The 19,213-nt window shown below is 39.9% G+C and carries 18 protein-coding genes and 1 pseudogene; 15 read left to right on the forward strand and 4 right to left on the reverse strand.

Annotation, left to right across the window (positions count from 1 at the left end):
- The first annotated feature begins 593 nt into the window (after positions 1 to 593).
- The 6 genes from D5281_RS13975 to D5281_RS14000 all read left to right on the forward strand — a co-directional run bounded on the left by D5281_RS13975 (position 594) and on the right by D5281_RS14000 (position 5,588).
- Positions 594 to 1,367, forward strand: a complete 774-nt coding sequence (locus tag D5281_RS13975; protein ID WP_160560752.1) for a helix-turn-helix domain-containing protein — start codon at positions 594 to 596, stop codon at positions 1,365 to 1,367.
- Between the two features lie 48 nt (positions 1,368 to 1,415).
- A complete protein-coding gene (locus D5281_RS13980) occupies positions 1,416 to 2,207 on the forward strand; it encodes an ABC transporter ATP-binding protein (RefSeq protein WP_160560753.1) in 792 nt (263 codons plus the stop codon).
- The gene (locus tag D5281_RS13985; RefSeq protein WP_160560754.1) at positions 2,197 to 4,248 is read left to right on the forward strand and encodes an FtsX-like permease family protein; all 2,052 of its coding nucleotides are present in this window, start codon (positions 2,197 to 2,199) and stop codon (positions 4,246 to 4,248) included. Before D5281_RS13980 ends, D5281_RS13985 begins: the two co-directional genes overlap by 11 nt.
- Before the next feature lie 343 nt (positions 4,249 to 4,591).
- Positions 4,592 to 4,744: a hypothetical protein gene (locus D5281_RS13990; RefSeq protein ID WP_160560755.1), complete on the forward strand. Its 153-nt coding sequence runs from the start codon at positions 4,592 to 4,594 to the stop codon at positions 4,742 to 4,744.
- Positions 4,741 to 5,202 carry a hypothetical protein gene (locus D5281_RS13995; RefSeq protein ID WP_160560756.1) on the forward strand — a complete coding sequence of 154 codons (462 nt, stop codon included), beginning with the start codon at positions 4,741 to 4,743 and terminating at the stop codon, positions 5,200 to 5,202. The genes D5281_RS13990 and D5281_RS13995 overlap by 4 nt, the downstream gene beginning before the upstream one ends.
- Positions 5,203 to 5,339: 137 nt before the next feature.
- Positions 5,340 to 5,588 (forward strand): hypothetical protein, encoded by a 249-nt coding sequence (locus D5281_RS14000; RefSeq protein ID WP_160560757.1) that lies wholly within the window; start codon positions 5,340 to 5,342, stop codon positions 5,586 to 5,588.
- A gap of 139 nt (positions 5,589 to 5,727) precedes the next feature.
- Here D5281_RS14000 and D5281_RS14005 read toward each other — a convergent pair whose 3' ends face one another.
- Positions 5,728 to 6,531 (reverse strand): adaptor protein MecA, encoded by an 804-nt coding sequence (locus D5281_RS14005; RefSeq protein WP_160560758.1) that lies wholly within the window; start codon positions 6,529 to 6,531, stop codon positions 5,728 to 5,730.
- Between the two features lie 273 nt (positions 6,532 to 6,804).
- On the opposite strand from D5281_RS14005, the gene D5281_RS14010 reads away from it, so the two are divergent.
- From D5281_RS14010 to D5281_RS14025, 4 genes are all read left to right on the forward strand, one after another.
- Positions 6,805 to 6,969 (forward strand): hypothetical protein, encoded by a 165-nt coding sequence (locus tag D5281_RS14010; RefSeq protein ID WP_160560759.1) that lies wholly within the window; start codon positions 6,805 to 6,807, stop codon positions 6,967 to 6,969.
- A 241-nt stretch (positions 6,970 to 7,210) separates the two neighbouring features.
- A complete protein-coding gene (locus tag D5281_RS14015) occupies positions 7,211 to 7,513 on the forward strand; it encodes a hypothetical protein (protein WP_160560760.1) in 303 nt (100 codons plus the stop codon).
- Between the two features lie 135 nt (positions 7,514 to 7,648).
- On the forward strand, positions 7,649 to 9,346 hold the full coding sequence (locus D5281_RS14020; protein ID WP_160560761.1) for a glycosyl hydrolase family 18 protein: 1,698 nt from the start codon (positions 7,649 to 7,651) through the stop codon (positions 9,344 to 9,346).
- A 160-nt stretch (positions 9,347 to 9,506) separates the two neighbouring features.
- Positions 9,507 to 9,680, forward strand: coding sequence for a hypothetical protein (locus tag D5281_RS14025; RefSeq protein ID WP_160560762.1), 174 nt, complete (start codon positions 9,507 to 9,509; stop codon positions 9,678 to 9,680).
- Between the two features lie 9 nt (positions 9,681 to 9,689).
- Here D5281_RS14025 and D5281_RS14030 read toward each other — a convergent pair whose 3' ends face one another.
- The 3 genes from D5281_RS14030 to D5281_RS14040 form a co-directional block, all read right to left on the reverse strand.
- On the reverse strand, positions 9,690 to 10,370 hold the full coding sequence (locus tag D5281_RS14030; RefSeq protein WP_160560763.1) for a DUF4956 domain-containing protein: 681 nt from the start codon (positions 10,368 to 10,370) through the stop codon (positions 9,690 to 9,692).
- A 55-nt stretch (positions 10,371 to 10,425) separates the two neighbouring features.
- Positions 10,426 to 11,109, reverse strand: a complete 684-nt coding sequence (locus D5281_RS14035) for a polyphosphate polymerase domain-containing protein (RefSeq protein WP_160560764.1) — start codon at positions 11,107 to 11,109, stop codon at positions 10,426 to 10,428.
- Between the two features lie 107 nt (positions 11,110 to 11,216).
- The gene (locus D5281_RS14040) at positions 11,217 to 13,625 is read right to left on the reverse strand and encodes a CotH kinase family protein (protein ID WP_160560765.1); all 2,409 of its coding nucleotides are present in this window, start codon (positions 13,623 to 13,625) and stop codon (positions 11,217 to 11,219) included.
- Between the two features lie 458 nt (positions 13,626 to 14,083).
- On the opposite strand from D5281_RS14040, the gene D5281_RS14045 reads away from it, so the two are divergent.
- The 5 genes and pseudogenes from D5281_RS14045 (at position 14,084) to rpiB (ending at position 19,050) form a co-directional block, all read left to right on the forward strand.
- A complete protein-coding gene (locus D5281_RS14045; protein ID WP_160560766.1) occupies positions 14,084 to 15,679 on the forward strand; it encodes a recombinase family protein in 1,596 nt (531 codons plus the stop codon).
- 23 nt (positions 15,680 to 15,702) lie between these two features.
- Positions 15,703 to 16,263, forward strand: a pseudogene (locus D5281_RS14050) (N-acetylmuramoyl-L-alanine amidase); the annotation flags it as partial.
- Positions 16,264 to 16,444: 181 nt separating this feature from the next.
- On the forward strand, positions 16,445 to 17,416 hold the full coding sequence (locus D5281_RS14055) for an LCP family protein (protein WP_160560767.1): 972 nt from the start codon (positions 16,445 to 16,447) through the stop codon (positions 17,414 to 17,416).
- 120 nt (positions 17,417 to 17,536) lie between these two features.
- A complete protein-coding gene (locus tag D5281_RS14060) occupies positions 17,537 to 18,607 on the forward strand; it encodes an L-threonylcarbamoyladenylate synthase (protein ID WP_160560768.1) in 1,071 nt (356 codons plus the stop codon).
- 20 nt (positions 18,608 to 18,627) lie between these two features.
- Positions 18,628 to 19,050, forward strand: a complete 423-nt coding sequence (gene rpiB, locus D5281_RS14065) for a ribose 5-phosphate isomerase B (RefSeq protein WP_160560769.1) — start codon at positions 18,628 to 18,630, stop codon at positions 19,048 to 19,050.
- Positions 19,051 to 19,213: the final 163 nt, after the last annotated feature.

The following is a 19,213-nucleotide window of genomic DNA, read 5'->3' on the forward strand; positions in this document are numbered from 1 at the left end:
TTCTCTTTCTCTATGCTGATGTCATTATATCGGTTAATTCTGTGACAATCAATCAGATTTATTTGAAGCCAGAATAAATGGGCGGCAACACAACTAATGGGTAGCCTCCTACCCGCTCGGATTTGTAGATTATATTACAGGAATATGGTCTTGTTTACAAGAATTTTTTTATATTTATATAATAAAGTAGGAAGGAATGGGTGGGATTCCGCCGCAGTCGGCATTGGGCGTAATGTGCATAACAGGCTATGGAATCATGGGCAACCCTGTTCACAGCACATGGAAAAGCTAAAGTGCAGCTTTACCACGTCCTGTAAACAGAGTTACCCACAATTCCATAAGACAGCCAGTTATACACATTACCAGCAATGCCGACTACGGCGGAATCCCACTCCCTTCTTCATATTTCTTTTTTTATATTATTTGTTTCAATTTGTCGGATATAGTACTAAATTATTATTTTAGGCAGACTTTTGTTGCTGCTTATGGGAGAAAATAACCAATAGCAACTTAAAGTTGCGGAATTGCCAGAGTTGAATGATAGACATTTTGAGCCATTATGCTACTATGGGCGAGAACAAGGAGGAAAAAATATGACATTCGGAGAAAAGCTGTATAAGCTACGGAAGTCACAAGGACTTTCACAGGAAGCACTGGCAGAAAAATTAAACACAAGCAGACAGGCAGTAAGTAAATGGGAAAATAACAATGGTTATCCCGAAACAGAAAAGATAATCTTAATCAGCAAAATATTTCAAGTGAAATTAGATGACCTATTGCTTGATGACAGAGCGATTGGTTCAGATAATGAAAAAAAATTACAGGAAGAAACGAAAGAATTTTATGTAAGCAGGGAAACAGCAAATGGCTTTCTGTTCTATTACAAAAGAAAATTTTTGCTGTTGGCTACGGCGTGTGGAATTGCGTTAGGCTGTAATTCAGTATCTTATACTTCCACGGAACATTACTTTTTTGCTTCCAGTGTTGCGCCAATACTTACAACCATATCTATTATGCTCTTACTTGCTGTTGTGATCTACATTGCGTTGAAACAAAATCCGTATAGGGTTCTTCGGAAAAAGGAACTTGTATTTGCGGAGGAAGTGCGAAAGGAAATACAGGAAGAATTTCTTAAAATGAAGAAAATGTTGGTTGGAGGTATTGCGCTTGGTCTTTTGATATTTGTAGCTGTTGGCAGCGGCCTAGGGCTTCCTGTATTTGAGAGTATGAAATATATGGATATTCTGTTTTGCATTACTTTCTCCATGATTTTAAGCGGTATTGGCAGCTTTATCACATTTTTTTGTATAGGAATTTACTGGTCTTATTCCATACTGCTCCGAAATCAGAATGAAAAAAATATCTGATTTATTAGAATCCAATATTTAAGCAGAAGAAAGGAATGGTGGGATATTATGGCGAGAAACCATTTTATTGAGGTTAAAAACCTTGTAAAGAATTATGGCACGGGAAATATAAAAGTTACCGCTGTTGACAATGTAAGTTTCTATGTAGATAAGGGGGCTTTTATTGGAATCATGGGTGCTTCCGGTTCGGGAAAAACGACCATATTAAATATTTTGTCTACCATAGACAGAATGTCCGGCGGGCAGGTTCTTTATGACATGGCTGATATTTCCCAAATGACCGAGGAGGAATTATCAGATTTCCGGCAGGAAAACCTTGGATTTGTCTTTCAAGATTATAACCTGCTGGATACATTGAGTATTGAAGAAAATATCATGCTCCCTATGGCTCTTTGTAGGCATAAAACGAGCAAAGCTCGTTTGAAAGAAGAAATTGAAAGCAGAGTAAAGAGTATATCAGAAACTTTACATATCTGCGACATTTTAAGCAAATTCCCGTATGAAGTGTCCGGCGGACAAAAACAGCGGGCGGCTTGTGCGAGGGCACTTGTCAATAATCCCAAACTGATTCTTGCTGATGAACCAACGGGGGCACTGGATTCAAACTCGTCTGCTATGCTTCTTCATACTTTACAGATTATGAACAGGGAATTAGGCGCAACGATTTTAATGGTAACGCATGATGTGTTTTCAGCCTGTTATTGTGAAAAGATTTTGTTTTTAAATGACGGTAAGATATGCTCTGAATTGGAGCGGGAAAATATGGGTAAAAAAGAGTATTTAAACCGTATTCTTGATATGCAGTCCAAAATCGGGGGTGATGATATTTATGCTGAATAAACTTGCATTACGAAATGCCCGCAGGCTGTGGAAAGATTATCTGAATTACTTTCTAACCTTGTGTATGATAACAGCCCTCACTTTTTCCTTTCATTCTTTGCTGTTTTCAAAGGATATTTACGAAATGATTCATTTTGGAAACAACGGGGAGCTTTCTACGGCAGGAACAATGTTAGTTACATTTATGGCAGTTTCCACAGTGGCAATCCTTATTATTGTTGCATGGCTGATAAACTATATGACACGTTTTATTTTAGAAAAAAGAAGCCGGGAATTTGCGATTTACTTATTATCGGGAATGAAGAAAAAGCAGATTGCAGCCCTTTACATGAAAGAAAATTTCTATCTTGGAACATCTGCTCTTTTTGCCGGATTGCTTTTGGGGAGCGGGTTACAGCAGATATTATTTTATGTTTTTTATAAAAGTATCGGGAAAAATTACAGGGTAAATATAGAAATATCAGCAGGAAGCATCTTATTGACAATTATCCTATATGGGGCGTGTTTTATGATTGCCCTTTTTCGGAATAAGAAGAAATTCTCCAATATGGAAATCATAAGTCTACTTAACATGGACAGGCAGAATGAAACAGTAAACGAGAAAAGAAATGCTATATGGAAATGGTTATTCTATCTTTCCATAGGAAATGTATTGTTTTTGTATTTTCTCATTTTTACCGGAAGGATAACAAAATGGGCGGCAGTATTTGAAATGATTGGGCTTGCCTTTACATTTTACTTTTTCTATTTAGGGCTTTCGGCTTTTTTGATGAAATATATAAAAAGCAAAGGGAGCTTGATTTATAAAAAAGACTGTTTGTTTTTAATTCGTCAGTTTTCCTCTAAAATGCGGAATACGTGTTTTGTATTGGGAACACTAAGCCTGTTATTTATGTTTGCTTTAGTAGGAAGTTCACTTGCATTTATGCTAAGTGATTATCAAAACAAGCAATTAAATGTGGAGTATCCCTTTGATATTATTTTAATCAGTGACAATACAGAAAACGATTTTGCCAAAGAAGAAACACTGATAAATGAAAATACCGTTCCACGGGCGATGCTGAAATATTGTGTCTATCAAAACGGAACAAGTGAAATGGTTGATTATCTGTATCAGAATTTAAGGTTATTTTCCGATAAGGACAGCGATCCGGCTATGGCAGAGGGAAGAAAAGCCGCCGCTTATTACGATTATGATGTATATATGGGAATCACCGATTATAACAGTTTACGGAAAATGCTTGGGCTAACACCAGTTGCCTTGCAGGATAACCAATATTTAATCCATATGCCGAACCGTGTATATCAGGAGATTAAAGACAGGAACGAAAAGCCCCAGAACAGTTTACATATAGGGCTGGATTTTGCAGGATTTATGACTGAGGGTTTTGCACAGAACGGACATAATGGAACGGATTTTTTACTGGTTGTGCCGGATAAAAAACTTGCAGGAATGAAAAAATATTTTTCACTTATGGCAGTTATGGCAAGCGGAAATGTGCCGGAAAATTTATCAGAAAGTCTGTATGAATCAGCCGGAAAAATAAGAGGGTATGATGAATTGGCTGATTATATAAAAATCGGAAGTGAGGAACTTTTTTTAATGCCTGCCACAATACAGGTTAAGAGCCGGGAAGTCTTGGAACTAAAGTTTTTAATGAGTACCTTGTCATTTCCGCTATTTTATATAGGACTGGTATTTTTATGCGTTGCGTTTACTGTCCTTTCCGTCCAGCAGTTAAGTGATTCCAATAAATACAAATTCCGCTATCAGATTTTGAACAAACTGGGAATGGGAAAGAAAAAAATCAGAAATGTAGTGGCAAAACAACTGTTTTTATACTACTTATGCCCGGTTATCCTTTCGGTTATTATCAGTGCGGTATTTATATTGTATGTTGGACGGCAATTTGTGATATACACAGGAATCCACACAGAATGGATATTATATTTTGGTATTTCATTCGTTAGTTTTCTTGGGATATATGTCTTGTATTTTGCAGTAACGTATTTCCAATTTAATAAAAACATCGAGCCATAATCTAAGGGCATTGAAAATCAAAGAAATATATTTTTAATGGTGCTTAGAGGGGCTATGGTATTTCAAAATACAATCGCCCCTTTTCAGCATAAATGTAACCGTAAACCAAGCACCGCCCCATGTGGGAGAAAGGGGGAAATATTGACGGATTAAAAAATTTTACAACAATAACACATCTATAACGAAAAAATAACACAGCACCCGTTTAGGATAGTATCTATCCTGTCCGGGTGTTTTTGTATCATATTTTATGGACAGGAAATAGTTTGGAAAAAGGTAATGGGAGGAAAGCAAATATAGAATTGTGGAAGAAAATTCTTGATAGAAAAAGAGGAAAAGGGAAATGAGGAATAAGAAATTTTTTACAGCAATGGTGGTATGTGTAATGGTCATGGGTCTGGCGGTCTGTTTGGCGCTTTGGTATTTGCAAACTTTACGATGCTGTTGTCCTTATATTGTCAGTGAGGAGCAGCTATCAAGCGGTAAAGCGCTATGAATTGTGGGACAGGGATGGGTTTGTGGCAAGCGGATGAGGAAATCAATTCATTTTTTGAGAACCGCATAAGGACGATAAAACGGAGGCTGGATGAAAGCATCAATTTTAATTATACGGAAAGTGAAAAAGAGAGGTTTATGAAGAAAGCAGAAGAACTTACCGAATTAAGGGTAGGGTTCTCGGAAGGATGGAAGAATTTGAACCGTGATATGGGCAGCTTTATACCTCTTAGTTTAATCATGATATCCATTATGATTATGCCGCTCTTTGCTGATGATGCACAGAGTAAGATGAAGGAACTTGTCCAGTCCACAAAAAATGGAAAAAAGAGACTTGATCTAGCGAGAATCACCACGGCTTTTGGAGTGGGCAGCGTACTATATTTTGCAGCAGTTATGTTCTATTTTTTTGTGAAAATGATTCCCTTTGGATTTTCAGGAGGTGGTGAGTATATATAGAGCAGCGAAGATACTTTTTTTCTGTATTCCATATCACATATGCAAAGCAGTTTGTTTGGAATTGCAGCCGTGGCTATATCGCACTTATTTTTGTGGTTTCCATGACAATCCTGATTTCGATTCTGATGGAGAGGATTATGACAGGAGTTGTAATAGTCAGCTTTTACTGGATATTGCTTCTTATCATGGAGAAGATGATCAGTTTTGAAGTCAATCATGCATTTGCTAATTTTATGCCGCTTAGACTTTCCGGCAGCAAGGATTTTTATACCCATAATGAAATATACAGGCTTGCGGGAAAATCATTTGATGCCATGGTATGGTACCCGGCAGTTGCAGTAATTCTCTCGAAGCTCTGCTTTCTAAGCGATTATACCTCCTCTTGATCCAATTCTTATGAAAAATCTGAAACAGAAAAGGCGGCACATAAGGCCGCGGTGTGTCCGGAAAACCTGTTTCCATCCGGCTAAAGGACAAAAAGAACTGCATAAGCAGTTCTTTTTTGTAGAATAATAGTATTTAGTTTTATATACAAGATAAAGACTGTAACGCGGTATTTTTAACAATCGGTTCAAAATGTTCTTCCAGATAGGCCTCTGATGCAGGCACAGATTTGATGCAGGAACCATACTCAGAAAGAATATTGCATACCTTATTAAATTCAACAGGGGTATGTGTACTTTTAGAGAGTACAAGTATATAGGTGTTGTCCTTCTGCTTATATAAGGAATTTACGCCATTGTAAAAACCGGATAGAACATGTGCAAGGTCAGTAATTTCCCGAAGGGATCTAAAGGTATAGATTCTTGTAAGCTCCATGGAAACTGCCGTATCGGAGAGCTTCTTTTGGAGGGCATTTTTAAAGGAGCGTTTCGCGTTTTCCACTTCCTGATTTGCTTGATCCGCCTGAGGAGTATTTTCTGCCGAGGCATTGGGCGCTGTTTTGCTGTTTTGAATCTTCCTGAATAAATCAAGGACATCATCCGCGCCCTCAGCTATGGTGTCAAGAACATCGTCTAAGGTACTGTCTTCCTCATGGACAGACGGGGCAAACTTTGAAAAACGGGTGTCAAGCTCATCGGGATCTTCCACTTTCGTGATAATCAGGACGATACACTCGGAATTTAAAGGAATCGCTTCTATCATCAAGGGAATGTCTTCCGCTTCAAATCCAAATTCAAAGGATGCCTGCTGCATCATATCGCGGAACAAATCTTTGGCCTTTTCGGTACCGTAAGCAAGTTCGCTGAGTTTTAACTCTCTGTCCGCTAAGTCTTCTCTGGTAAGAGTACAGCGAATCTGATGATCGTTAACTTTTTCTATTTTCATTTTTATCACATCCTCACTATTAAGATACTGTTATCCTGCCGTTTGGTGACACTCACAGTCACTTAAAATTATATTATACTTTGTGCGAATTTAAGTCAATAGGGCAAAAAAACAGTTTAAAAAAATTTAATAAACAAGCTCCATTTTTATATTTTAAACCCAAATTGTTAAAAATAAATAAAATAATTATAAAACCACTTGTAAAAATTGGTAATTAGTACTATAATTTTTCTTGTAAGATGCTTCCGGATAAATATTGTATCGGGAGGAGGCATGAAAAGTACATTTTATTTATACGAATCTAAGCAAATTAAATCAAGAAAAGTCCGGCCCATGCAGATCCCTTATGTGAGAATGCGCAGGCTGGCGCTATCTATCCCCTTCTATATTAAACTGGCTTTTATTTCCAAAGCAATGCGTAAAGACAGGGAAGCCTGAACTTTGGAAAATGCCGGAATTTGAGCTTAAGGAAGGGATGTCTAGCAGGCTTTGTGCTTGTCGCGAATATTTCTATAGATTTTCATCTGTTATAATTCACCCCTATTGGAAATTCGCAGCGGTAACCAATTTTAGATACGTATCCGGCGTCTTACCTGTTTCTATTATCGTCATTAATAAAAAAACTATAACGGTTTCAAGATTAATTTATCCCTTTGACACGACATATCACGGAGTCCTTTTGGAAATTGTCAAAAATTGTATCTTGAAATCTGTGGGAGAAAAAATGACTTCGGAAAATAAAAGTAATTCCAGCTCTCTGAAAGAACGGCTTGAAGGCATGGAAAAGAACGGTGTCAAATTGTATTTAAATGGTGTTCCGTCCACTACGGATTATATTATAAAAAATTGTGTAAATGAGGATACGATTTACATGCCGGACTATGTGACGGATGAGCATGGAAAAGTGACGGAGATTAGATATGACAGGATTTCCACGAATGATGCCCCCTATCTAAAGCGCAGGCGGGGAAGAAAAGATTAGATAACAGAAAGCCCCTTATAAAATAATTTTAGTTTTACTACCCTCCTGCAGAAGTAAAATGTTGGAAAAAGTCAAAATTGATAATGACGGTGTGGGAATAGTCTGCTATAATATAGGGCGATTGGAGGTTACAGGATGAAGAAAAAAATAGTGCCTGTTTTAATAGCAATCGTCCTTATTATAGTAATAGCAGGGATAAGTATTGGGGCGATGCTGCTAGAAAAATATTCCTATACAAAAGAACGTGCAGATTTGAATGTTTATTTTGATATGGGGGGAGATACGGATGTGGCAATTGTGCTGCAGGACGAAATCATTGAGGAGCGGGCAGCCCTTTTTGATGGTGTCTATTATTTGGATTTAAATACGATCCACACTTATTTCAACGACCGTTTTTATGAGGATAAGGGGGAGGGAATTTTACTGTATACAGTTCCTGATGCTATTATTCGCACGGCCATAGGAAGTAATGAGGTGACAGATCAAAACGGGGCGGAAACACTTCCCTATGTACCGGCAAGGTATGAGGGTGAGACTCTTTATGTGGCGTTGGATTATGTGAAGCGTTATACGAATTTTTCCTATGAAGGATTTGCAGAGCCTAACCGCCTGCAGATTTACACGGTCTGGGAAGAAAAACAGGTGGCGGATGTCAAAAAAGACACTGCTGTGAGAGTGCTTGGCGGTGTAAAGAGTGAAATCCTTGCAGATGCCCAAAAAGGCGATACGCTTATTATTCTTGAACAGATGGAGACCTGGAGCAAGGTTAAGACACGGGATGCAATCATTGGATATGTGGAGAATAAGCGGCTGGAGGAGCCTAGAAGTGAAACGCCTTTAGCGGTTACCGATTACGTGGAACCGGAATATACCAGCATAACTAGGGATTACAAAATTAACCTGGGATGGCATGTGATAGGCGGCGTGGAGGGGAATGATACGCTCGATGAAATGACGGCTGACACGAAGGGACTGAATGTGATATCGCCTACCTGGTTTATGTTGAGTGATAGTGAGGGGAACTTTACCAGCTTTGCAAGTCAGGCATATGTGGACAAGGCTCACAATAAGGGGCTCGAGGTATGGGGACTGGTGGAAAATATTGCCTATAGAGACAGTATTGATATGTATGCGCTCCTTTCCTCCACAACAAAGCGGGCTAAGCTGATTGATGGCCTGATGGATATGGTATTTACCTATGGGCTGGATGGAATTAACGTGGACTTTGAGCAGATCAGCACGGATTGCGGAGAGCATTATATTCAATTTATAAGAGAGTTATCCATACCCTGCAGGGCGAATGGCATTGTGCTTTCGGTGGACAATTATGTACCGAGAGGATATAATGACCATTATGACAGGCAGGAGCAGGGGGTGGTTGCAGATTATGTGATTATCATGGGCTATGATGAGCATTATGCAGGAAGCCCGGAGGCTGGCAGTGTAGCCTCTATTGATTTTGTGGAGGAGGGTATTGCTAAGACCGTGGAACAGGTACCTTCTAACAAGGTCATCAATGCAATTCCCTTTTATACCAGGATTTGGGAGACAAAGGATGGATCGCTCAGCAGCCAGGCGGTAGGAATGGATATGGCGGAGGAATATGTGCGTGCACATAACATTCAGACGGAATGGAACGAGGAAACCTGTCAGAATTATGGAGAGTATACGGAGGGCGGAAGCCTGTATCAGGTATGGCTGGAGGATGAGCGCTCTATAGAGGTTAAGCTGAATATTATGGATAACTATAACATTGGCGGAGTGGCAAGCTGGCGCCTTGGGTATGAGAAAGCGGAAATATGGGATGTGATTGGAGCGTATCTGAGCCGTTAACTGCCAATTGTCAGATTGCAAACCATATGGAATGTCCGTCTGATAAATGCCGTAAAGAGTTTTGGGAGATTTTTTAAAGAGATAAGGATAAGCCGTAGGGTATACCTGCGGCTTATTTTTCATACATTTTAGAGAAATCTAAGATAAATGGTGGCGTAACATGACAGACAATCAAAATAGAATCTTAAAGCTTGTGATGGTAGGAATTTTGATGGTTTCCATGTTTGTGGTGGCAAGGGAAGGAGCCGCTTATGTGGATTCCATGCAGGTGAAAAATGAAAGGAATATTTGTGTGGTAATTGATGCGGGACATGGGGGCGGTAAGTTGTGGTAACAAATAAGCTTAAACTCGGTATTCTCCATCATGGGAGATGCAATTTACCTGAGTGAAAAATTCCAAATCATTTAATGCCTGGAGTAAGAGCTCCTTTTCTTTCGTATTGATTTCAATAATAAATTCAGTCTCATTGTTCTTGGTAGATCTTGCTTTTTCCTTGTAATATTTACAATGTTTATGAATAACATCATATAGAATTGTGCCGTCAAGACCTTCCTGGGCACCTCTAAGGACCAAAAGATCTGACGCTTTTGCATTTGGAATTTTATCTATCAGGAACAAAAGGATTGTCATAATGAAGGCCAGAACGAGGGACAAGGTATAAAGACCAACACCTACAATAATTCCGCTGCTGATTGCCCAAAACAAGTAGAGCAGGTCTAAAGGGTTTTTTAATGCATTTCGGAACCTGACAATGGATAGTGCGCCTACCATTCCCAGGGAGACCAAAAGATTCGACTGCATGGCAATCATGATGGCAGCGATAAGAACGGGCATTCCTGCAATTGTGGTATTTAGATCCTTTGAATAGAAGGCTGTTTTGCTGGATAGCTTGTAAATGAGAAAAATATAGACACCTATTAAGCAGGCAAAAACCAAAATGATCATAACCGTTTGGGCAGTCATGGTGGTCCCGCCGCCTAAGGTTTCATAGACACTGTTTTTGATAACATCTTTTACTGACATATTTTTATCCTCCTCTTTTGAAATATTTACGGCATTGGTAACGGATTAAAGGTAGCTATAAAAGCAAATTTGCCCGACATAAACAATATTTGGAATAAGCGGTCTGTTGCAGAGAGTTAAGCTCTAATAACTGTAATATGAATTTGGGCATGAATTCATCATATTTTATTTCAAGCACGGAATCTTGTCCACGCACAGGCGTATAGGATAGGTTTTGCATTCCAAAATTTGATGTCTGTGAGCTGGTTCGTACATTTCGATCAAATGTAATGCGAACATTGCCGGGACCGTAAATATATGCTTTCCGTTCATAGGCAACAATTACTTTTGGGCGGAGAACCTGCGTTTGTATTGCCAGGTTAAACAAAAAGGCCGGATCATCCATAGAGAAAGAAGACGGAATGCATTGACCGCATATTAAGCTGTTCATTTCTTCCGGAGAGATATATTTGGACAGCTTAAATATTCTATTGTCCTGCTTTTCCTTGATTTCAAGTTTAATGCAGGCAAGGGAATTGTTGTAAATTCGAATGCGGTACTTACGACGGCTGCGGCAGCCATCTATAGCAGTCTTAAGGCAAGTATCCTCCAAATCATCAAAATATAAGCTGATTATATGGTAACCTTCAGCAGAATTTTCATTATCATCTACCTGGAGTACAGTGTCTAATCGTTGCTGTAACTGATACATTTCCTGAACAGTACAGCAGAATTTGTCTTCTACCCGGTACATTTTCATATTAATCCCCCATTCTTGCCAGTGCCCTCAAATTTGGGCGAAAGCACAAATTTGTTGTGTGAAAAATTTATTTTTCACACTAGCCTCCTGTATACAATAGGCAAAGCCTATTGTGGTATATCGCAAGCGATACTTGGGTATTCATTTTTTTCAAAGACAGCCTGTATGGAAACATCGCCGCCATCAAGCGTAACGGTCAGATCTTTATCTAAGCCTGAAACATCCCCTTTCCAGCCGACAAAATGCCAGCCCTCTTTAGGGTTAGCAGACACAGAAATGGGAAAATCGCTGTAATAGTAACCATCCCATACGCTGCAGTCTTCCAAAGTGGCAGTGTTGACAGTAACTGTACCTCCTTCCGGGGAAATTACGTTTATGGTTACATGGGTAAGCTCTCCTGTCAGAGAAAAAGTTTCCGCCAAATCTTCCATGGCGAAAGCGAAGCGTCCGGCAAAAAAATCATCTATCTGCGCTGCTTCTTCGTGAAATTGTTGAGAGTCATATGCAGGATCATAAAAACGTTGATGGTCCTTTACAGTTTGAGACTCATAAAGATTACTCCATTCATCCAACATGGTGTGAATACTTTTATAAGAAAAAGTAGTATTTGCAATATCCATAAAGGACATACAAAATTGTCTGCGGAAACTTTCATTATCCAAAAGACTTTTTACGACCGGTTCATTCAGCAGCGGATGGATAGCCATCTGATTCCCGATATTTTCAAGGTTGTTACTATCTGAGTGGACACATTCATCTAAATCATAAAGCATAAAGCGCCATTTCCCATCACTATAAGGCGTGCCTTCCTGAGTGGTACGCCATAAGGCAGTATTGTATCCAAAAGCCACATCCTGATTATCCAGATAAAGATTAATACAGCAATAATCAATCAGGCTTTGGATGTCCACCAGCTCACAGGCAAGAGCATAAGTGTCATCATACATAAGATCACATTCCGTTACCACACTGAGCATATATTGATAGGAAGCCATTGTTTCTTCAGGGAGAGAGATTGCGTTGCCAGCTTTGATTAACATTATATTGTCGGCATTTAAGTTATAGTGGGTGGCAAGATACTCAACGTTATACCTTTCACGAAGATTATAGATTCCCCAATATTCTCCATTTAAAAAAACCACACAGGGTTTTGAACTTTGGGTGGAAATATTTCGCTGGCTCGCGATAGTTTCTAAAAAAGCATCCAAAAATTTCAATCCGTAGGAATTTCCCCCGCCATTTCGTATTTTGATGGATGAATATTCCATGTCATTATCAAAAAAATCACATGGAAACAGTTGAATATCATCATAAATATCTCTTGCAAAAATGTTCAATGATTTTTGCGGATTGCTGCGAGTTGAATTTCCGGAAATGCGGATGCCAACGTTTTGGGTAAAGAGGCAAGAATGATTCTCATCAAAGTAAGATATGGCTGCTTCCCTTTCCCACTCTTTTCCATCATGAAAAGCATTGGAAGCCATGTAAAGATAACATTCATCCCCGTTAAAATCCGTATAGCTGTCAAGAACCTTTCCGTCTGCCATACCGCCGTTTGCCATGTATTCTTCATATGCCGCACCATTTCCGTAAATACCGGTCTGGGGATCAAATAAATCTTTTGAATCCACGGTCAGTGACAAAATAGCCATTTGCTCATATTCCGGTTTAGTATGATAGCCTATAAAATAAGTTTCCGTAACAATGTCGCTTATTTTGTTTGTAATAGGATTATAACAGGCTGCACGTACCACCACGGCTTTATCTACCGGAAAATCGGGCGTGTAATCCCTTGTAGGAGTCAAATCGGTTCGGCTGGCATATTGATTTTCCTGCGAGGTGTTGTCCGCAATCCAAAGTGGTTCTTTGTAAACAGGGGAATCTGCACAAGGTTCACTGCCATCTAGGGTATAATATATTTTCTCTCCATTTGGAGAATATAAATGAAGTGCAAAAGCTTCATCATAAAATCCACTTGTTACTTCAAAAATGGGTTCATCCAGAGAAACGGCTGGGAGAAGAAGCGCCTGTTCGTTGGTGCTGCCAAGAGTAGTATCCATGACAGACCATTTTTCTTTTCCATCGTGTATCCGTCCGTAACTGGTATCGTAAGAAAGTTGGGGAACAATCACTTGATCGAGATAGGTACCTTTGGTAGAATCTGTCAGGAAAAGCTTTTCCCCTTCTTTAGAAATGCGAAATGGAGAGTCATTGTCCAGCCAAACCAGAGCATATCCTTTTGCAGGGATTGAGATACCGTCTAAAGGATATTTTTCCGGTTCTTTTTCATCATCGGTAAGAAAACAGCCGTTTAGAGAAACACTTTTTTTACTTGGATTATATAATTCTATACAATCAGGATACTCGCCGGCTTCATTTTGCTTGGCTGCAAAATTATTGCTGCAAATTTCATTGATGACAACATGAGGTGCTATGTAGTAGCTGCAAAATCCAATTGTAGCCAGGGCAAAGGGAGTAATAAGTAGAATGATTCTCTGTAAAGTTTCTTTTTTCATGTTGATTTTCCTCAACTTGTGAATTCGGGAGTAAATTATGTGCAATTTTTTGAAATTGCGCATTTATAAAAAGTAAATCTAATAATATCATATAGTGAAATAAATGACAAGCAATGAAAAATGAATTGTAGAATCTTCGTTACTTTTACACGGTAGCCAGAGGACGCTTGGAAAAAACAAATACTCCAGCGTCACCGCGCTTTCGCTCTGTAAAAACGTAACAGACGCTAGGTTCGAAAGGACCTTACCTAAGCGCACACGCATAAATGCGTGACGTTTTTCCAAGGGTTCCTTTTGGAATATTTGTTTTTTCCAAGCTGTTTATTGGCTGGCCTTTGAAAAGTAACAAATCTTCCTTTTGTTGGAAGATTGTTTCATTCAGTTTTTAGCATAATAGCCGGACATACTGTACAAGCCGTATTTCGTATACTGTTGTGAGAAATAGATTTTGCGGGGAGATGGTTAATCTGAAAGAAAGTATCTCATTTCAGGCAGCATGGTATATTAGGCTGTCAAGGGAAGACGGGGATAAAGCGGAAAGCGATAGTATAGGAAATCAAAAGAAACTCATTACCGATTACATGAAAGAAAAAAAGGAGTTTGCACTGTACAATATCTATGTAGATGATGGCTTTACGGGAACAAACTATAATCGTCCTGCATTTGAGCGGATGATTGATGATATTGAAAGGGGAAAGATAAACTGTGTGATTGTAAAAGACTTGTCAAGGTTTGGACGTGACTATATTGATACCGGAAGATATTTGGAACGGTATTTTCCGGATAAGAATGTCCGATTTATTTCTATTACAGATCATATAGACAGTTATGAACAGGCATATGATATGCTGCTGCCGATAAAAAACATTTTTAACGAACAGTACGCGAGAGATATCTCAGGGAAAATTCATGCTGCAATTTTGACGAAGCAAAAAGCTGGTGAATTTATAGGAGCATTTGCATCCTATGGCTACCAGAAATCACCGACTGATAAAAATAAACTTGTGATTGATACATATGCGGCCAAAGTTGTAAGAAGAATTTTCGAAATGTATCTAAAGGGTTATGGAAAAAACAGCATTGCCAATATTTTAAATCATGATCAGGTCCTGTGCCCATCTGAATATAAAAACCTAAAGGGAGACAGGTACAGAAATTCTAACCGTCTTGATAGTACTTCTTACTGGACTTATTCAACGGTTAATCGCATTCTTCAAAATGAAATATATATAGGAAATATGGTTCAGGGAAGAAAAAAGCAGCAAATGCGGAGCAGGGCTAAGGCGCAGGAAAAAAAGGACTGGCTTATTGTAAAAGGGACGCATGAAGCGGTTATTGATCAGGAAACCTGGGAAAAGGTACAGAAGCTTTTAAAGTGTAGGACGCGAACCCTTGATTTAAATACGGTTCCTTCGATTTTCGCAGGCTTTTTAAAGTGTAGTGACTGTGGGAGAGCGCTGGTAAAAAAGAGTGGGAAAAACGTTCGTTATTGCTGTGGGACATATGTGCGCTGCGGTAGCAGGCATTGTACGCCGCATACGATATCACATCAGGCTTTGGAAGATATCTTATTGGAGGATTTAAAATCAATCTTCCAAAATATGGATAATTTAAAGGAATTAGTGGAAAAACAAATAGCTGAGAGAGCAGGTATAGAGAGGGAGTATGAAAAAAAGAAAGAACTGGCGAGAGCTTTATCTGAACTTGACAGAGTCCGTAAGCGAAAAAAGGCTGTCTATGAAGACTACTGCGAAGAATTGATTTCTAGGGATGAATTTATTGTTTACAGACAAGATTATATGAAGAAAGAGGAATTCTTGGAAAAACAATTGGCATATCTGAAGGAGGAAGACGAAAAGGAATGCAGGGATATTTCCGAAGCGCCTTGGATCAAGCATCTGCTGGAGACAAAAGAAGCCGGATGCCTTGACCGGAACACTGTAATGGTCATGCTGCAGGAAATTAAGGTTTATGAAGAACATAAAATTAAAATTATATATAATTTTGCTCCTGAAAGTGAAAAGCCGAAAGAATCAGAAAAAAGAGAAAAGTGAAAAGCCGCAATTAACTACTCCCACATGGGGGCGTTGATCCTGGCAAGGTAGGAGTGAATGAGCAGTTAGAAAAAGACATTAATTTAAAAATTGCACACAAATTAAAGATGTTTTTGCAGGCAGAGGGAATTGAAGTGGTGATGACCAGAGAAGGGGATGGAGGTTTATATGACGAAGGCGCTTCCAATAAAAAAGTACAGGATATGAAAAAGAGGCTGGAAATAATTGAAACAGCCGACCCGGTACTGGTAGTAAGCATTCACCAGAACAGTTATCATGAGGAATATGTAAAAGGGGCTCAGGTTTTTTATTATGAAACCAGCGATAAAAGTAAGCAGCTTGCAGAGCTTTTGCAGGAACAGCTTCGCAGCCTTTCCCCTGAAAATAAAAGGGTGGCAAAAGGAAATGACAGTTATTTCCTTTTAAAAAAAACAACCAAGCCGATTGTGATTGTAGAGTGCGGATTTCTGTCTAACAGGGAGGAAGCTGAACAGCTGGCCACAGATCTATACCAGGAAAAACTGGCGTGGAATATTTACATGGGAATTGTAAAATATTTAAACGGAGTGAAAGCCGAGGCATAAGACATTTGAGCCATTGCCCTTTGGATGGCGCCGAATATATGGTTTGGGCGAATCTGGGAATAAGTATTGACAGTCCGGTCCTTAAATGATAAATCATATAGTGGAGAGAAGAAGAACGTTAAAAGCGGGAATCTTTTACTAAGATATGGACTGCCATAAAAGGGGCAGTATGAGGACCGGAATGAAAAGATATGAAAAAAGACGCCGGAAATCCGGCTTTAAAAAGGTTATTATTTTTTTGCTTGTATTTCTGCTTGTGCTATTGGGCGGCTGGTATTACATCGTGGGCAGACTCTATGAGAAGATGAACTATCTGGAAGCGGAGGACTATAGGACCCAGCCATGGAAAAAGGATGGAGTTGTCAATATACTGCTGATTGGAAATGACTCGCGGGAAAATGGGGAGGATGGCAGATCGGATGCCATGATTTTACTTTCTCTCAGCGATAAAACAAAAAGCATTTATATGACCTCTATTTTGCGGGATATCTATGTGGACATTCCAGGACACGATGGCAACCGGCTGAATGCGGCCTACGCATTTGGAGGGCCTGAGCTGCTTATGGAAACCATTCAGCAGAATTTTGGTATAGATGTAAACCGATATGTGCTTGTGAATTTTGAGGCGTTTGCCGCCTTGGTAGATGCGGTAAACGGTGTGGAGCTGGAATTATCCGGGCAGGAAATTGAATACGTCAATGCTTATCTGGTTGAATACAATATGCTTACAAACCGGGCGGAGGGAACAGATTATATGGATACCGGTGCAAGCGGTATGGTGCATTTGAACGGTCCTCAGGCACTTGCTTATAGCAGGAATCGGTATATGGGAACGGATTTCGGGAGAACGGAAAGACAGAGGAAGGTTTTAGGAGCGGTAATTGAGAAATTACCAACGGCAGTTTTGTCCGGGCCGGAAAAAATAGTGAATGGTATTTTACCCAATTTGACCACAAACCTGACGAAGGAGGAATGCTTTCGGCTGAGCCTTCAGGCGGGGAAGTTTTTGCTGTATGACAATAACCAGGGAAGTATTCCGCTGGAGGGAACCTACACGCCGGCAGAGATTCGGGGAATGGCAGTATTAGAAATTGATTTTGAGAAAAATAAAAACTGGCTGCGGGAGCATATTTATCATGACATGGAGAACTGATTAATAAGTAGCCAAATTGAGGAAAATGTGATAAAGTAATGATGAAATGATGGTTTGTCCGATGAAACTGTCATAAAATGAAGGTGTGGGACAACACAGAACTGTCCGGAAGCTTACGTGATGAATACAGAGATTATTAAAATAGATGAAGAAAATATGGATATGCAGGCAATCGGCAGGGCCGGTGAGATTATTAAGACAGGCGGACTGGTTGCATTTCCTACGGAAACGGTATATGGGCTCGGAGGGGATGCGTTAAATGCAGCTTCCTCGGAGAAAATATATGTAGCCAAGGGAAGACCCTCTGACAATCCTTTAATCGTGCATATTGCAAAGCTGGAAGAACTTTCTTTTTTGGTAAGGGAGGTTCCCGAAGTGGCCTATAAGCTGGCAGAGAAGTTTTGGCCGGGGCCGCTTACGATGATTTTTCACAAGTCAAAGGAGGTTCCGGCCAAGACAACAGGTGGGCTTGAAACAGTAGCGGTGCGGATGCCATCTAATAAGGTGGCGAAAGCTTTTATTGAAGCGGCAGGAGGCTATGTAGCAGCGCCCAGCGCTAATCGTTCAGGGCGGCCAAGCCCTACGGTGGCGAAATATGTAATTGAGGATTTAGATGGAAGGGTAGAAATGATTCTTGATGGAGGAGAAGCGGTGATTGGGCTGGAATCCACCATTATTGATTTGACAGAAGAAAAACCTGTGATATTAAGACCTGGATATGTGACAGAGGAAATGCTTGAAAGTGTGATAAAGAATGTGGAGGTAGACAGGGCGATTATAGATGAGGCTTGTTATAAAGCGCCTAAGGCGCCCGGCATGAAATACAGGCATTATGCACCTAAGGGAGACCTGACGATTGTGGAAGGACAAGCACAGCAGGTGGAAGCGTATATCAATGAACAGCTTAAGGAATGTAAAACTGAGGGGAAAAAGACAGGTGTGATTGCCACGGATGAAACGGCCATGCACTATCAGGCGGATAGCGTAAAAAGCGCAGGAGGACGGAATGAAAAGGAGCAAATTGCCAAACACTTATTCCGCATCCTGAGAGAATTTGACGATGAAGACGTGCAGGTTATTTATGCGGAAAGCTTTGAAAAGCAAGGTGTGGGAGCAGCAATTATGAACAGGCTCCTAAAGGCAGCAGGCCACCGGATCGTTTCTTTGGATCAGGATAAAAATAAAGTTTAAGGTAAGAGGAGGAGAAAGAAATGTTGGCATTAGGTAGTGATCATGGAGGATATGATTTAAAATGTCAGGTTATGGAGCATTTGAAGGAGAGAGGAATTGCGTATAAGGATTTTGGATGCTATGATAAGCAGTCCTGTGATTATCCTGATTTTGGAAAGGCAGCTGCAAAGGCGGTTGCTGAGGGAGAATGTGACAGAGGGATTGTGGTATGCACCACAGGAATCGGAATATCGATTGCGGCAAATAAGGTGCCGGGAATACGCTGCGCGTTCTGTACGGATCCTTATCTGGCAAAGATGACAAGGCTGCACAATAATGCCAACATGCTTGCGCTTGGCGGTGCAATTACCGGGAAAAATCTGGCACTTGAAATAGTAGATACCTTTTTGGATACGGAATTTTCACAGGGAGAAAATCATATACGGAGAATAAATAAAATATAATTAACGACATAACAAATTTCTGCTTTCGGTTCTTGCCAAAGCCATATACGAAAGCCTTTGCAAGACCGAAAGTGAAATTTTTCATGTCGTTAACGATAGAAAATGAGGTGTAAGTTTGAAAGGGGCTTTCCAATCATTTATTGATACGATATTGCAGGCAGGT

The organism is Parablautia muri, assembly GCF_009917485.1.
Lineage (GTDB): Bacteria > Bacillota > Clostridia > Lachnospirales > Lachnospiraceae > Suilimivivens > Suilimivivens muri.